Raw genomic sequence first — 16,688 nt, forward strand, 5'->3', positions numbered from 1 at the left:
TTTCTCGTAGGTAAATTCCAAGTGGATCAGAGCTTTAGCTAAACATCTTGCAAGGAAATGAATTGCTAACAAAAGATTGACACTAAAGTATAAATCAAGCTGTCAACAATGATCTAAATTAATTTTTGCTGCGTTGATAGAAAAGATTTCAAAAAAAATCATGGGGGCTATATGGGGGCTATGTGTACCCCAAAGCAGTTTACAGGCTTGAGCAAAATTTGACTCCCATAAGGGGGCTATATGGGGGCTATATGGGGTACATTTGACTTTGTGAGATTTTCCCCCACTTAGCCCCCAAGAGGTTATGATAATTTTTTGACGCTGAAGAAAAAAAGAGTAGTTATTTTATTCATCTCTTCTCTGCTCTGTTCCCACTTCACAAATCACAGATAACTTTCACAAATCAAAGTCTATTACCTTTCTCTTTATGTCTAACATTCACACCTTGCAAAAAATTTTTCCTGCTGGCTTTGACAACGGTTATGGAAGCCTAAAACTTTTAGTCGATGGCTTTGAAGTTGTTCGTGTGCCCAGCTATATAACCAATGCCGAGATGGAAGACGTACCAGGGAGGGTAGTTTTTAACGGTAGTGCTTACACAGTTGGAGAATCAGCTTTCCGTACAGGAAATTATTTTGACCGAAACACTGATAACAATGAAAACAAAGTCAACAACGCATTATTGACTTTATTCGGTGCATTGGCACATCTTCCACACCGTAAGGCTTGGCATTTAAAATTAGTCGTCAGCTTACATGATGTTGCTCTGGCTGACGAATTGCAAAAAGTACTAAACGGGGAATATCAGCCAATACTTGCTGGCAAACAATCAGAAGTAAAAGTAGAAGTCCTGAAAGTCGTACTAGAAGGGATGGGTGCATTGTTTGGGCATCAACTACCGAAAAAATTAACTATTTTAGATTTTGGCAATGGCACGACTCTATATTCTCGTTACAACCAAGGGAAACGAGAAGTTCACACCGCCTACCCCACAGGCGTAGAAGTTCTCATCAATGATATTTCCCAAAAGATGAAACATCTAAATGGCGGGAAAATTGGGGATGCCTCCAAGATCCGATTTTGTCTGGAAATGGGGCATACTCGGTACAGCCGGGACATTGATATCAAAGATGTTTACAGTACTTGTTTGAAAGATTGGTATGAAAAATACTTGAAGAAAGTGGTGAATCTCACATTGGATGCTAAACACCAAGGGGATGAAATCTGGGCGATTGGTGGAGGTTGCCTCTTACTTGGATTTAAAAAGCTTTTAGAGAAAAACGGGTTCAAAATACTGGACAACCCGGTGGAAGCTAATGTCTTTGGACTTTTAGAAATGGCAAAAGCCATCAGCAGCAAGAATTCGCCGACTACATCTCTTAAGTGATCACAATGACAGATAAACAAGACTTAGCTCCGATAAAAATTCGCCTTAAAGAAAACTATCAAAAACGCATATTTGCAGAGTCCCAACAACTAGGTAAAAGTTACCTGGAGACGCTTTACTTTATTATTGATTGCTATTTTGTTTTCATCAAGGCTGGATTAGCCACACAACAAGTAGCTTTTACGCCGATTACTACTGACAATAACAGACTTCAGCCGCCGACTGAAGAGCCATCTATTATTGAAAAGCAAGAAAATTTGGATGACCAAACCTTCATTCTTGATTTTGAGTTGTAAGGGAAGTATGGGACTGCTGCCTCTATAGTGCGTAAATCAAGCGATCGCACAAGAACACATCGCTTTCTTTTGCATAAAGAAGATAATTCTAGCACCTCTGTTTGCTAAAGTAATTCTAAGGCGCGTGAATTTCTAAACCATCCAGAGGCATTATAACTATGAGAATACTTCATGGCACCTGGATACCAAACGAGGAAACTGACTTTATTCAGTCAGGGTCTTTTTACTTGTGGGTAGAAACTCAATTATCCCAAAAAAGTCACACCAATAGTCAACAAATTCATCCTGGACATTTGGTTAAATCCGAATTAATCGCCTTTTTAGTACAAGAATTGGGAATTAAAGAAGACAATAATAAATTTTCCCAACGCATATCTCCTAAATACTTTGCCTTACCAACGACCAATAATCAGCCCCTACCTTCACCAGAATTAACCAAGTATTTAGAAATTGAGTTGACTGATAGCTATGAAGAATTCCAATATTGGCAGGTAGATTGTTATGAAACAGTAGTGTCTACCAAAAACGGAACCGCACTTAATATTATTAAACTACTTAAAGATATCCATTTTTTAGCAATATATAATGCCGAGAAGTTTCAAATTGGTTCAGATTTATTATTTTGGTATCATTACACTCAAAGTTTTAAACAAGTAATCCTCAAAGACCAATTTATTCCCGCACTGAAGTATCGACATTTATCAACGGAAAATCCCCACAAAAAAGGCAAAAAAAAGACTGCTAAAGCAGCATTTGAAATTTATGCCACCTGGGAAATTATTTCCGAACAATATGAAGCAAATATTCTTAAATATATTGACTATATGCCACTAATATGTGTGGCAGGGAAAGCAACAGTTAGCTATCCTATTGAGTTTTTTGATCAAGAAACACTATTGCGTCACTTTTCCGAATATGTACTTCATGATTTAGTAACTCACACCCCATCTACAGCCGCTTTTGACAAACAAATTGCTGATTCTCTAATTGAATCTTGCTTTTATCCTCGTCAGCATAACCCACTCACAACAAATACTGCCCTTGAGGAATATCAGCAATGGTTGGTATGGAAAACCAAAATTACTCGTACTCAAGCTGATTCACCTTTTCATCTGTGCTTCCAGTTACATTCTCCTGATAATGAACAAATAGACAATTGGCAAATTCAATTTCTAGTAGCCAGTAAACAAGATCCATCCTTGAAGTTAGCGTTAGCAGACTACTGGACAATGAATCAATTTAGCAAAACTGGCGTACATAAAGATTTTGGTAAAGATTTTGAAACAAATTTACTGCTGAATCTGGGGTATGCAGCCAGGATGTATCCCAAACTCTGGCTTGGGTTAGAGACAGATAAGCCAACAGCAATGCAACTTACCTTAGATGAAGCATTTGACTTCCTTACTGAAAGTGCTTGGGTACTGGAAGACTCAGGATTCAAAGTAATTGTACCTGCTTGGTATACTCCAGCAGGTCGTCGTCGCGCCAAAATTCGCCTCAAAGCATCGGGTAGCAAACTTGCTGCAACGAAAGGGGAAACAAAAAGCTATTTTGGCTTAGACTCACTGGTGGAGTATCAGTATGAGTTGGCAATTGGGGAGCAAACTGTCACACCTATTGAATGGGAACAACTGATTAATGCTAAAACTCCCCTAGTGCATTTTCGCGGTCAATGGATGGAATTAGACCGGGATAAAATGCAGCAGTTACTCGAATTTTGGCAGTCCCACGGTAACGAACAACCCCAGATGACCTTACTGGAGTTTCTACAACGCAGTGCGGAATTGGGGTCAGAATGGGAAATTGAACATGACGAAGCTTTGTCAGAGATGATAGCAAAGCTACAAGATAAAAGTCGCCTAGAGCCAATTTCTGCTCTTGATAATCTGCAAGGCACGCTCCGAGAATATCAAAAGCGTGGTGTTTCCTGGCTACAATATCTAGAAAACTTGGGATTAAATGGCTGTTTGGCAGACGATATGGGTTTAGGTAAATCCGTGCAGGTGATTGCCCGATTAGTGCAAGAGAAGGAGTTACATGAAGCTCTGAAAGTAGGTGAAAAGATTACTTCTTTATCTGCCCTGCCTACACTATTAATTGCTCCAACTTCTGTTGTCGGCAACTGGCAGAAGGAAATTGCCAAATTTGCACCTCATTTAAAAACTATGGTGCATCATGGTAGCACTAGGCTGCAAAATCTAGCTGATTTCAAAGCTGCTTGTCAACAAAACGATGTGATAATTAGCTCCTTTACTCTAGTCCGCAAAGATGAAAAGTTATTGAGCAGCATCGAGTGGCAACGTTTAGTACTGGATGAGGCACAAAATATTAAAAATCCGAAAGCTGCCCAAACTAAAGCTATTTTAAAATTAAGAGCTAAACATCGGCTGGCATTGACAGGAACTCCTGTAGAAAACCGCTTACTGGATTTGTGGTCAATTTTTAACTTTCTCAATCCTGGTTACTTGGGTAAAGAAGCCCAGTTTCGGAAAATCTTCGAGATTCCGATTCAAAAAGACAATGACCGTGTGAAATCTGCCACCTTGAAAAAACTGGTAGAACCTCTAATTCTGCGAAGGTTAAAAACTGACCAATCTATTATTAATGACTTGCCAGATAAAGTTGAACAAAAACTCTACACCAACCTGACCAAAGAGCAAGCATCGCTTTATGAAGTGGTGGTACTAGATGTAGAAAAACAATTGCAATCAGCAGAGGGAATTCAACGCAAAGGATTGATTCTTTCGACATTGATGAAATTGAAGCAGATTTGTAATCATCCAGCCCAATTTCTGCAAGATGGTAGCGATTTTTCACCACTGCGTTCGCACAAACTCAGTCGGTTAGCAGAGATGGTTGAGGAGGCAGTTGATGAAGGAGAAAGTTTACTTATTTTTAGTCAATTTACGGAAGTGGGTGAAAAGATTGAAAAACATCTCAAACATAGTCTGCATTGCAATACTTACTATTTGCATGGTGGCACTAGTCGCCCACGTCGAGAACAAATGATTACCGAATTTCAAGACCCAAATACAGAACCATCGGTTTTTATCCTTTCCTTGAAAGCAGGGGGCGTAGGTATCACCCTCACGAAAGCCAACCATGTCTTTCACTTTGACCGTTGGTGGAACCCAGCAGTTGAAGACCAAGCAACTGACCGTGCTTTCCGTATTGGTCAAAAAAAGAATGTCTTTGTGCATAAATTTGTTGCTATTGGGACTTTAGAAGAAAGAATTGACCAAATGATTGAGGATAAGAAAAAACTCTCTAATGCTGTTGTTGGTAACGATGAATCTTGGCTCACCGAATTAGATAATGAAGCCTTTAAGCGGTTGATTTCATTGAATAAGAGTGCAATTTTGGAGTAGATATTATGGCTAAATTTAGTCGAACTTGGTGGGGCGATCGCTTTATTCAAGCACTAGAAGCTTTTACAGATGATAACCGACTCAAAAGAGGACGGTCTTATGCTAGCGGTGGTAAAGTCAAAAGCTTTGAGATTGACTTAAATAAAATTACTGCCAAAGTCAGAGGCTCAGTTAATCCCTATTTTGGAGTCTACAAAGAACCAACTTATAATATAGAGATTCAGATTACACCTATTGCTAAAACCCATTGGAATGAAGCTATCCAAAAGCTTTCTTCTAAAGCCAGTATCATTTCTCGATTGCTGCTAAATGAAGTCCCAGAAAATATTGAAGATACTTTCTCTCATTTGGGACTACATTTATTGCCCCATAGTAGTAAGGATTTCAAAACTAAATGCTCTTGCCCAGATTATGCTAATCCCTGTAAGCACATTGCTGGAGTTTACTATTTAGTGGCTTCTCAATTAGATAATAATCCCTGGTTGTTATTTGAATTACGCGGATTATCGAAAGCAGAACTTCAAGCCAAACTAGCTGATTCTCCTTTGGGAAAAGCTCTATCTGAGGAATTGAATACTAAGGAAATTCCTTTAGAGCTTTCTAATTCGCTGTACACTAAGCTAGAAAAGCAATCTCTTAACCAAATGCCAAATGCCAGAGAATTTTGGTTAGGTACAAAGCGATTACCACAAACTATTGAAGTGGCGACTCCCAGTAGTATCTGTGCCATTTTGATTAAGAAACAAGGGGATTTTCCTGATTTCTGGCACAATGATGCTTCCTTTATTGAAACAATGGAAGAACTGTATCAGCGAGTCAAAACCAAAAATCATCAGTTCTGATTTAAGCGCTGATAACGACATCGTAAAGTAATTTCTTTTTAGATGTTAATTGCCGTTATAATTTTTTACCTTGAAAAAGCATACGCACATATTTTATGCCTTGAAAAACTCCACTTCCTCTCGACGTATTTTATAATGGATTTATTTGACCAGCATCTTGCAAAAATAACTGAAGAATCAGCACCCCTAGCGGCTCGGATGCGTCCACGGACACTTGATGAATTTATTGGTCAAGAGCATATTATCGGGCAAGGAAGGCTACTGCGGCGTGCTATTAGTTTGGATCAACTGTCTTCCTTAATCTTTTCTGGGCCACCAGGGACTGGCAAGACTACTTTAGCGCGGGTTATTGCCAACACCACCCGCGCTCAATTCATCGCTATCAATGCTGTACTCTCAGGAGTTAAAGAAATTCGAGCGGCAATTGAAAAAGCCCAAGAAGAGCGCAAGTTTCATAATCAACGAACTATTCTTTTTGTCGATGAAGTCCATCGTTTTAACAAGTCTCAGCAAGATGCTCTATTGCCTTGGGTAGAGAATGGTACAATCATTCTTATTGGTGCTACCACCGAAAATCCTTTTTTTGAAGTCAATAAGGCACTCGTAAGCCGTTCGCGGATTTTTCAACTTCAGCAATTAACTGACAAAGATTTATACAAAATTATTGAGCAAACACTCTTCGATTCGGAACGCGGTTATGGCAAGTTAACAGTGCAAATTGACACAGATGCTTTAGCTCATCTAGTTAATGTTGCTAATGGTGATGCTCGTTCATTATTGAATGCTTTGCAACTAGCTGTAGAGACTACACCCCCCGATACTACAGGTGTTATTCATATTCCCCTAGCAGTGGCAGAAGAATCAATTCAACAACGTGCTGTTTTATATGACAAAGAAGGGGATGCCCATTTTGATACCATCAGTGCTTTTATTAAGAGCTTACGAGGTTCTGACCCAGATGCAGCACTCTACTGGCTAGCCAAAATGGTTTATGCTGGTGAAGACCCACGCTTCATCTTCCGTCGGATGTTAATTCTTGCAAGCGAAGATGTCGGATTGGCTGACCCACAAGCAGTTGTCGTTATAAATGCCTGTGCCGAAGCCTTTGATCGCGTGGGAATGCCGGAAGGACGTTATCATTTGGCGCAGGCAGTACTTTATTTAGCGACTGCACCAAAATCCAATAGCATTATGGGCTTTTTCGATGCTTTAGCCGCAGTAGAAATTGAAAATGTTGCAGAAGTCCCCACTCATCTTAAAGATGCCAATCGGGATAAAAAAGGTTTTGGACATGGGGCGGGTTATCTCTATCCTCACGCTTACCGAGATCATTGGGTAGAACAGCAGTATTTACCCAAGAGCTTGCAAGGTCAATTGTTTTATCAACCATCAATCCAAGGTTATGAACACCAAATCGCAACACAAGTGGCGCGTCGTCGAGAAGCTCAACTTGCCGCAATAGTAGAAGGTATTGGTGTTGCACCAATGGAAGTCATGACTTATGGAACTGTTGACCGAGCAGATGAGCGCTGGTTGCAACGTACACTTTCTCAGGTAAGTACACAATTAGCATCTGTGCGCGAACGCATTTTCGCTTTCGCTCAATTACAACGTCATCACTTAGTATTGGATCTAAATGCCGCCACTGGTTTACTTACTTGGGAAGCAATCCGGCAAGTTCCTGAAGGTGGGGTTTATGCCTGTGTTCGCAATCGCTCTGATGCCAATGCTTTAAATGAACTTGCTGCGGCACTTCCTGAAACAATGCGACCAATAGTTTTTACTGCATCTGTTGCACAGATACCTGCTATGCTGGCATCTCTTGCACCAAATGTACAGTTTGACTCTATTATCGGGCGCAATGTACTAGCCTCAGAATCGGATAAGGGACTTGCTGCTCAAATTTTAACTCAATTGCTCCCGCACTCAGTCAAGCTTATTTTAGCTGAGACAGTACCTCGTCATACCCAAAGGTTTTACCGCTTACTGCCCAGCCAAAATTTAGATGCCCAATTGTATAAGCGATTAGTTTTAGCGGAAGAAGCTATTTATACAGATGTCTCTGACCCCATGCTTAACTGGGACGCTGATGATTTGCGTCACGCTTTTGCCTCAAATGGGCACTGCGTACAAGTAGTTCTTCAGCAGTATTTGACACCTATGCACATCTCTGATAATTTTATCAAGCGTTTATTTACTGCTAATCCTAATCGACCAAGTTATGCAGATCGTCTAGCTGCTAATTTGACAAGTGAGGAAATAAATATTATTAAAAATTTATTTGTTCGTTACTTACTCAACCAATCCGTTAATTGGTCAAGCACTGTGGCATTTTTAAATATTAGCGCATGAACATAATAGGCTATCAAATCACAGTCATTTATAATTATGATTTTCACTCCTGCAATTACTCGGAAGTACGTCTTGATCAAAACGAAGAACTGAAGCTGAGGTAATATTTTTCCTTGCCTTCGCTTTATTTGTAGATGAGTATAAACTGTTCAAAAGGATTTTAGAGAATTATGCCAATTAAAAAACACATTAATCTGAATGTTGGAAGTTTCCTTAATCCCACAGATAAAAAGATAGTTGTCAATTTAGCTAGTGAAGATATTTTAACTTTAATCACCCAAGAACTAAAAACTCGTTACTCTCCAGAAACTCAAAAACAAGCCCTTGAAGGAAGTTCTCAGCTATTACCTGATTTTGTATTACAAGAATTATTAAAGCGCCAAGAGCAGGTAGTAAACGTTAACCCCGATACCTTGATAGTGGTTAACTGTCAAATAGCAGAGGTAGAGGTCGATGACTTGGGATTTGATTTAAATGTCGAAGCATATTTTGTAATTGGAGATGCTAATGGTCAAAATCATTTTCGCGCTAATAGGATCGGACTTTGGTCAAATATATGGGGTGATGAAGAACGGCTTTTCGATTTAGAAGATGAACTAGGTGAGCAATTCTGGACAAATTATCAAATCCAATTGCTTTTTGATGAAAAAAATCAGCAAACAATCGAGCTAGAAATATCACAAACAGATGACTATGAAGCAAGATTACAATTTTACCCTTCTTTTCAAAAGTTTTTACCATCCATAGTTCCCTTTACGGATAATGACTTTTAAAATCCGCGATTAAACCAGAATACGCCTAGCAATTATGGCAGTCCTTGAGGTGTCTTTTTTCGCATTCCCTAAGTAATGCGACAGTTCTATTTTAAACTTTAAACTTACAGACGTGTTTCATGCCTCGAAAAACTACAGTTCCATCGCAATCAATTAAAGTAACTCCGCTAGCTCTGTCTCAATTACATATCCGCTTAGAGTTTCTAGAAAAACAACATCAATCACTACTCAAACAGATCAAGAAAAAGCGCACAGAAAGGTATTGACGCTATGACTGATATGGTAGAAACAATTGACAATCAAATTAGCGTTATTTCTGATATTCGAGATTTTGTTAAAGGCTTTAAAGAAAAGAAAATCACTATTCAAGAATTTCTTGATGGCCCAGTTTCTTTACGCTCCACGGACGAGTCAATTATGGAAGATATTCTTGAGCAAATGTTGTCAGAGTTAATTAGATAGTAAAATAATTATTATTGAATAATATTTGAAAATCCTAACGTAACAGGATTATTCAAAAACTCCTGCTCTTTCAATAATAAACCATTCATGGTATAAAACTGCTAAAAAAAATTCCTCTCCCTTCAAGCGATCGCATACCGCCATAAATCCAGAGAAAAAAGGATCATCTTCATAGGTAGTATCAGACAGAAAAACAGTTACAGAGTTGTTATCCATACTCCAGATACACCGGATTATGGTGATATTAGGATGATGTGATTTATCTACAGGTAATAATATCGGACATCCTTGAACTGACAAAAATTCTGGCTGTTCATATCTGAGAACTGATTCCCAATCCTCTGGCCCTTCATGTTTTTCAATAATCCTATCCCATCTAACTGCCTTAATTTTTTCTAGGCTTTCTGCTGATAAGTCTGATAATTTCATACCTTATATCTCATGAAGTCTGTTTTAATACTTAATATACATAAATCAGATTATCATCTCTTTATTCTAGTGGATTGTAGAGATATTTGGTATATGCAATACTGAGCTTTAGTAAAAATCTTAGCCTGAAAATAGAATGAGTGTTATGAAAGTTAAAGATAAATATTATGATTGACCACGACCGCCTTTTCAAAGAATTACTATCTACGTTTTTTATTGATTTACTTGATTTGTTTCTGCCTCAAGTAGCCAGCCAAATAGATCGTAATTCTATCCAGTTTTTACCGCAGGAGGTATTTAATGATGTCACTTCTGGCGAAAAGAAGGAAATTGATTTACTGGCGCAGGTGCGTTATAAACAACAAGACACTTGTTTTCTAATTCACGTAGAAAACCAGTCTTACACTGAAACAGCGTTTGCAAAGCGCATGTTTAAGTATTTTGCCCGTTTGCATGAAAAATATGATCTCCCTATCTACCCAGTGGTGATTTTTTCTTTTGATGAACCCAAACGCGCCGAACCTCAAAATTATAGTGTCACCTTTGGCGACTTAAAAGTGCTGGAGTTTCAGTTTGCTGCTATCCAATTGAATCGTTTAAGTTGGCGGGATTTTCTCACCCAGCCCAATCCGGTGGCGGCAGCATTAATGTCGAAAATGAATATTTCCAAGCTAGAACGTCCGCAGGTAAAGGCGGAATGTTTGCGCTTGCTGGCGACCTTAAAATTAGACCCAGCAAGGATGCAACTAATTTCTGGGTTCGTTGATACTTATTTGCGGCTCGACGATACTGAGAAACAGGTCTTCCAAGCGGCAATCAGTACAATGGGATTAGATGAACAGGAGGAAATTATGGAGATTGTTACAAGTTGGCAACAGGAAGGCGCTCAAAAAACAAGAGAAGAGATTGCATTAAATTTACTCAAAAGAGGAATGATTGTGCAAGAAATCTCACAAGTCACGGGTTTAAGTCTTGAACAAGTTCAGCAGTTACAAGCTCTTCTTTCTCAAGAAAATTAATGTCAGTTGTACAGATGGGTGAACAAGAAAATGAGTGCGATTACCCTGGCAACTAATCGCACCCAAAATCTTATTCAAACCACAACAGAATTAACAGACTCTTTATAGGAAAAACCCCAGTAAGGGCAAAAGCGAATTTTAACAGACTTGTATTGATCAGCGCAAAAATTCTCGGTGTCATCTCAGTCTGCCGCAGGATCAGCCACTGTCCCAGCCAAAGTATTGCACCAAAAATCACCGCAGCGATCCCGCTCATGACCAAATGATCTGGATATCTGAACGGATCTAATGCCATGTTAATGATCAATGGCACAAATATCAGCAGACAGAGCAAAAAGCCAATGAATAAGCCAGCAACACTTATCAGGCTCCAGTAGCGACCGAGATAACCAAGGCGGAACTCCAGTATCCACTCTTGTACGGGAAGCATTGTAATGTAAAACGCGATTCCTGCACTGACATAATCGAGCATTGGCAGTTGTTTTACCTTTGTATTTAGCATATTTGGCATAGTAGGGTATCCGCCAAGAGGTCTATGTGCAAAATCGGACACGTCGTAAAGTTTGGTAAAGTTTATTATCAAAAACCTTAATTTACCGTTGTTTCAGCCTCGACCTCAACTTGACCATTCAAATGAAAACATTCCCTAAAAGGGTTATTTATGGGCAAGTTTTAAGGACAAAAAGGGGTGGAAGCTCCCTCTGAAAAATCACCACTCAACGTCGGCGATCGCTACCCTCGACATATCTACCTTGCCTTTATCTGTAACCGTCTATCATAAAGCTAGCTATTTGACAAGATATTTGTTATACTTATTTACATGAACAATGATTTCGACTTCAAATCTCCTGAGCTATTTGGTTCTGTTGTTTTCAGACCTGATTTTAATAGCTTTAAGACTATCAATGCTTCCCAAGCTTGGTCTTTATTCTTTACAGGTGGTAGAGAAGACAAAAAACTAGATTCTAACCCTCGAATAAGTCTTTTGTTTACTAGTATTTTGCTAGGTCTTAGTGTTTCTGGGTTCGCCAGCGCACTGATTACCCGGACAATATTTCCTGTTTAAGTGCTTAACTAGTAGCTAATACGAAGTATAACTCAGAACCACCAAGAAGTTGGTGGTTCAAATTTTTAGTATGTCTTCACTAATATCTGAGTAATGCCATAGTTTCGGCTAACCTACAAATCTTTTAAAGTCTGACTAGCCTTGAGGATATCAGGACAAATATTCATCTAAAATTTGGCAATTTAATCTAGGAGAATTCATGTTAGACTTTAACACCTTGACGGTATTCTCAAGCACTTACTGCATTGGTATTTGTGCTTTTCTAATCCCAGCCAACCTAATTGCTACCTCGTTAACAATAGGTTTGACATTATTGTGTCGTCCAGCTATTGAGATTTGGCGAAGTGCTGCAATTGCCAGTACCTTTGCTTTATTAATCATACTGCACGTATTTGCTTGGTTCATGATTGGAGTTGTCATGGCTCCCACATACATTTTATTGGGACTAGGAAGCATCTGTCTGGGAGCAAATTTCGGAGCAATTCTCCTATACAAACGCTTTGCAAATGCTTATGTAGCGATGAAAGTTGAATTTTCCTAAGCTCCATATTCCAAGCTCCTGAATTTATTCATGGGGTTATTAATTACGGATTACGTAAAGCCTGCGGCATAGCTTTGCTTAGAGCGTAGCGGGGCGCAGCCCATTAGTAATTACGAATTGGAGCAAAGCGACTTGGCGACTTGCTGCTGAATTCTTCAAATCTATCTTTGTAAGTCTACTTGTTGCGTTTGAGATTTAGCTAATATTTTATCAATTTGAGTATTAACATCTTCAAAAGTTTGTAATATCTGTGGAGTTAGTTTATTAGTCTGTACCTGACCAGATTGCAAGTTTAAAATTACCTCCCCATTTTTCTGCGAAATAGTTAAATCTCTATGCTGGGTATTGAAAGCCAAGTCATAATTTTTTCCTTGAACTTGAGTGCCATTTTCATTAGACTTACCCCAGACCATGCCAATCCTTTGAGCAATTTGAGTCAGCCGACTGATTCTTTCAAGCTCAAATGTATCTTGATTCATTACTGTCAACGCTTCGGCTGATAATTGCTCACCAGCTTTAAACCCATTAGCCACTTCCACAATGTGCTTTTTGTAATTTTCCGACTTCCCTAACTTATCTGCGGCATTATACCAATTTCTCAAGTCATCAATAGTAACTGATTGAGTTTGGACTGTTTGATTAGGTGATGCTCTGTTTTGTGGTTCAGGAAACGGGACTATTTTCCCGTCCACATAATCCCCCAACGGCTCTAGATGTAGTCCCCAGACCTGCCCTTTGCCTGTGAACAATTCTGGTAATGCTTTGGGTGAGTGCTTTTCCATGTCAGCCCACTGCTGTTGATAAACAGGGTCAGCAATCATATCAGGTGTGATTTGATACTGTTTACCGACTCGAAAGGCGACTTGTTTACCAATGCCTGTAGCTAGAGCTATATCACCCTGTTTAAATCCATACTGTTTGTATGGTTGATAAGCTCTTGTGGTGTGAGTTCGACCATATCCTCTCATCGCATCAATGCAAGTATCCACGGGTAAAGGATTAGTGTCACCATGCATCATTAATGGGTAGTTCATCGGAATCGGCTTGCCTTTGATGACAGGAGGGGCAATATTTTGAACCTCTTGGTTTGGGTGGAATTGAGCGCTTTGTTGAGGTGGGGACAATGCTGATTGAGATGGAGGTTTCAAAAACCGTGGTCGTGTGGCGAGGGAATTAACTCTTTGTTGATAGTCACTATTTGATTCAATCACAGCCCCGAATTTCTTGGTCATGCTCGACAAAGTTTTAGCAGGGATAGAGCTATCAACCAAGTTAAATACCGCTAGACCTTTTTTAGTTTCCCTGATAACATCTTCCGTTGGTACTTGCTGACATTCAACATTTTGAGCAGTTAACCATTTAGTCACAGTCTCAGCTTTCTGGTTGTCAACAGCCAAGCCCATGACTCCAAGCTTTTTGTTTGATTCTGTCGAAAATAAGAAAGTAGGACGCTCTTTAATCTGATGGAGAATTTTCGCACTACTCTCAATCATCTCTTGTTGTTCAGAATTAACCGATTGAGTCCCAAAAGCCTGAAATTCCTTCGTCCACTTCTGGGGATATTCAACGGTATTAGGGTCAATTTGAGCGCAAATAACAGAAAAATTACTTTCAATGATTGCAGGCGCGAGTGTAAGTTTTCCGGTTTTGAGTAATCCAAGTTGTCTGAGCGCGTCTTTGTCTTTTTTGAAGTGCAATACTCCCAAGGGTTCACCATTCAAAAATACAGCATCTCTAGTTTTAGAAGCTGAGGTTTCGATAGTCAGTTTTCGGTAATCTTGATCATTGAATGTCTGACCAGAAAAATCATAAAAGTTAATTTTATTAATTTTGAGAAGATTCCCATTGGGAGATTCACCCAGAACAAAAGCTTGATCTCCAGTTTCGGAGATATAAGTAAGTTTTAACTTTAGAGGATTACCATTTTTCAGGTAATCAATTTGTTTTAACTGTTGGATAGAATCACTGTCTAACTCTCCCAGAGTCAAAGCATCAATTTTTATTTTTACTGTTTTGTCAGTCACCGGCACAGTGCCAAATTCTAAATTTACTGCTTGGTCGTTAAAAACAAGTCCTGCATAAGAGAAGTTCTTGAGTTCACGGATAGTAATTTCAACCGGCTCGTTTCCTGGTAGTCCAATAGTTGCTGATGCTGTGGCAGGTTCTACCCCAACCATACAAGAGAGCGCTTTCGTTCCAATGGGAAGCTGTGCGGTTCTGGTTTCAAGCATGGCAAATTCCTTATATTCGCCGTCAGCATCCTGTACAAACAACAGTCTGGAAACGTGGCGTTCGTGTCCCGGTGGGTGGTGGCTAGCCCTAATTTCTATCGCGTGTTTTTCGGTGGGATTCCAATCTCGACCCAAAAATTGATTCGCTTCATTATTCAGTGTGACTAACTTCGGTTCAGTAAATTGCAGTTGCTCCAGGCGGGAGATAATTTCATTGGGGAAAGCAGCAAAGGCAAAATTAGAGACTTTTTTAGCGATCGCTTGGGGGTTTGCGTTTTCTTTTCTTGCAACTTCAAGTTCATCCTGGCGGGATGCACAGATGTTCCAAGCGGCGGCGGATAGAGCAAGTTTTTCTGACTCTGGGATAGAAGCGTAAAATGCGAGAGCCGCCTCTTGTGCCTTATCGAAAAGTAATTTAGTTTGGCTTCTAGTAAGTTCTGGTTTTAGTTCTAGGAGTTTAGCTCCCTGCATGGTCATCCCCGCCTTGAGGTTGTGGTCAGTCACAGATTGTTGGCTAACTGTCCCCAGGTTGCGGTAAGCGGGTTTTCCATCTGACCCAACCTCGTCATCTATCTGTGCAACTGCTAATAATTTATGGGGGCGTTCACTGTTTGTGAATTTAATCTCATCTAAGCGAATATTAAGTGTCTGGGCTTTCCAGATTAGGGGATGCCCGTAGCGGGTGAGGTTGGTAATTTCGAGTTGCGTTCCTGAATTCGTTTGAATAATTGCGCTAGGGCCAGACTCTGTTTCTCGCCGTCTTGAGGCACGAACCGCAGCATTGAACTTCAGATCAAATTCGTATTTGGCGGCGATCGCTGCAAATTTCTGCTGTGGTGTAAATTCTACTCCTTTGAATAAGTCTTTAAACTGGACTATGGGACGCGATTCTAACTGTGATTCTTGGAAATATTTATTAGTTTGGCTAATCAATAATTCTACTGGTGAGTAGCCCTTTGGTGTTATCCCCGTGTTTAAATAAACTGACGAAGATTTCTTATCTTTAATATAATTAACATCACGATACAAGTAGCGGCTGTTTTCCCGGATTTTATCCATCTCCGGTTTTTTAGCACTTTTGAATAAATCAACCGCTATTTGGTTTTGATAACATCCCTCACCAATCATTTCTCGGTACATTAAGCGGTTAACATCCATCGCCTGCTGAATAATCTCTGGAGTTCTGTTAGGATTCTCTGCTAGAGCTACAACAGATTGCATGAAGGGTTTGTACTCTGCTCTAATTGGTTTGGGCTTCTGGTCATATTCCTGTTCAAATAAACTTTGATAATGGCTAGATACTTGCTCTAAATATTCTGATTTTTGTTCTAAAGTCCCATAAGTGTTTAGTACCTCAATTTCTGATTCTAATGCCTCCAGTGCCGTCACTTGATTGTTGATTATGCCCACGCTGATGCTATCACTCATGTGGATAGCGATTTTTTCAAATGGGGGCTGGCTTCCATCGGTGGGATCATAAAATGATTGTTTTTTGAGCTTAAGCGTGGGCGAATAGGCGTTTTGGGGAAGATTTCTTCGCTCTGCCTCTGCTGTTAAATTGGGGTATAAGCTAGCTCTTGCCACACCAATGCAATCACCATCGTAGTCTCGTGCTTGGCGTTCTGATTCGGTTTCTGCTGGGTCGATAAAATCAACATCAACCCCTCGCGCTTCTAAATCTGTAATTCTTTGCTGTATGCGCTTATGGTCTTCGTCATTGACTACAATTATGCCTTCTAAGGGTTCACCATCTGGAGCAACACGGTCTTTAATGTGTTTATTAGTAGAAACACACAAGCCATTAGAGTTAAGAAAAGGAGAGCGAAAGTTAAGAACTTTTTCTCCTTGCTCCAGCCAAGGGGCACAGATTTCACCATTTTTGAGGTAAGGATTCAGGTGGCAGAGTATTGACAAGAGGGACA

General features: G+C 39.8%; 12 protein-coding genes and 1 pseudogene. 10 read left to right on the top strand and 3 right to left on the bottom strand.

All coding sequences use genetic code 11. The features are described from left to right. The first annotated feature begins 427 nt into the window (after window positions 1-427). The 8 genes and pseudogenes from FD724_RS34795 (at window position 428) to FD724_RS34825 (ending at window position 9,480) form a co-directional block, all read left to right on the top strand. Window positions 428-1,387: a ParM/StbA family protein gene (locus tag FD724_RS34795; protein WP_179076251.1), complete on the top strand. Its 960-nt coding sequence runs from the start codon at window positions 428-430 to the stop codon at window positions 1,385-1,387. Between the two features lie 5 nt (window positions 1,388-1,392). Next, complete coding sequence (locus FD724_RS34800) at window positions 1,393-1,683, top strand: hypothetical protein (protein WP_179076252.1); 291 nt, start codon at window positions 1,393-1,395, stop codon at window positions 1,681-1,683. 158 nt (window positions 1,684-1,841) lie between these two features. Then, entirely contained in the window at window positions 1,842-5,051 is a 3,210-nt protein-coding gene (locus tag FD724_RS34805) for a DEAD/DEAH box helicase (protein WP_179076253.1), read from the top strand. A gap of 5 nt (window positions 5,052-5,056) precedes the next feature. Further along, entirely contained in the window at window positions 5,057-5,893 is an 837-nt protein-coding gene (locus FD724_RS34810) for an SWIM zinc finger family protein (protein ID WP_179076254.1), read from the top strand. Window positions 5,894-6,028: 135 nt separating this feature from the next. Then, on the top strand, window positions 6,029-8,245 hold the full coding sequence (locus FD724_RS34815) for an AAA family ATPase (RefSeq protein WP_179076255.1): 2,217 nt from the start codon (window positions 6,029-6,031) through the stop codon (window positions 8,243-8,245). A 170-nt stretch (window positions 8,246-8,415) separates the two neighbouring features. Next, window positions 8,416-9,018, top strand: coding sequence for a hypothetical protein (locus tag FD724_RS41335; protein WP_256874694.1), 603 nt, complete (start codon window positions 8,416-8,418; stop codon window positions 9,016-9,018). A gap of 119 nt (window positions 9,019-9,137) precedes the next feature. After that, a pseudogene (locus FD724_RS42225) lies at window positions 9,138-9,275 on the top strand (molecular chaperone DnaJ); the annotation flags it as partial. A gap of 13 nt (window positions 9,276-9,288) precedes the next feature. Continuing rightward, window positions 9,289-9,480 carry a hypothetical protein gene (locus FD724_RS34825; protein ID WP_104910157.1) on the top strand — a complete coding sequence of 64 codons (192 nt, stop codon included), beginning with the start codon at window positions 9,289-9,291 and terminating at the stop codon, window positions 9,478-9,480. A 48-nt stretch (window positions 9,481-9,528) separates the two neighbouring features. On the opposite strand, the gene FD724_RS34830 is transcribed toward FD724_RS34825, so the two are convergent. Beyond that, the gene (locus FD724_RS34830; protein WP_104910156.1) at window positions 9,529-9,909 is read right to left on the bottom strand and encodes a hypothetical protein; all 381 of its coding nucleotides are present in this window, start codon (window positions 9,907-9,909) and stop codon (window positions 9,529-9,531) included. 167 nt (window positions 9,910-10,076) lie between these two features. Between FD724_RS34830 and FD724_RS34835 the strand changes: the two genes are divergently transcribed. Continuing rightward, window positions 10,077-10,928: an Rpn family recombination-promoting nuclease/putative transposase gene (locus FD724_RS34835; RefSeq protein ID WP_179076256.1), complete on the top strand. Its 852-nt coding sequence runs from the start codon at window positions 10,077-10,079 to the stop codon at window positions 10,926-10,928. A 70-nt stretch (window positions 10,929-10,998) separates the two neighbouring features. Here the strand turns inward: FD724_RS34835 and FD724_RS34840 are convergent, their stop codons facing one another. Further along, complete coding sequence (locus tag FD724_RS34840; protein ID WP_179076257.1) at window positions 10,999-11,439, bottom strand: hypothetical protein; 441 nt, start codon at window positions 11,437-11,439, stop codon at window positions 10,999-11,001. Between the two features lie 754 nt (window positions 11,440-12,193). Between FD724_RS34840 and FD724_RS34845 the strand changes: the two genes are divergently transcribed. Next, window positions 12,194-12,535, top strand: coding sequence for a hypothetical protein (locus FD724_RS34845; protein WP_069074522.1), 342 nt, complete (start codon window positions 12,194-12,196; stop codon window positions 12,533-12,535). A gap of 161 nt (window positions 12,536-12,696) precedes the next feature. On the opposite strand, the gene FD724_RS34850 is transcribed toward FD724_RS34845, so the two are convergent. Further along, window positions 12,697-16,680, bottom strand: a complete 3,984-nt coding sequence (locus FD724_RS34850; RefSeq protein ID WP_372726546.1) for a hypothetical protein — start codon at window positions 16,678-16,680, stop codon at window positions 12,697-12,699. Window positions 16,681-16,688: the final 8 nt, after the last annotated feature.

The organism is Nostoc sp. C057 (assembly GCF_013393925.1).
GTDB lineage: Bacteria > Cyanobacteriota > Cyanobacteriia > Cyanobacteriales > Nostocaceae > Nostoc > Nostoc muscorum_A.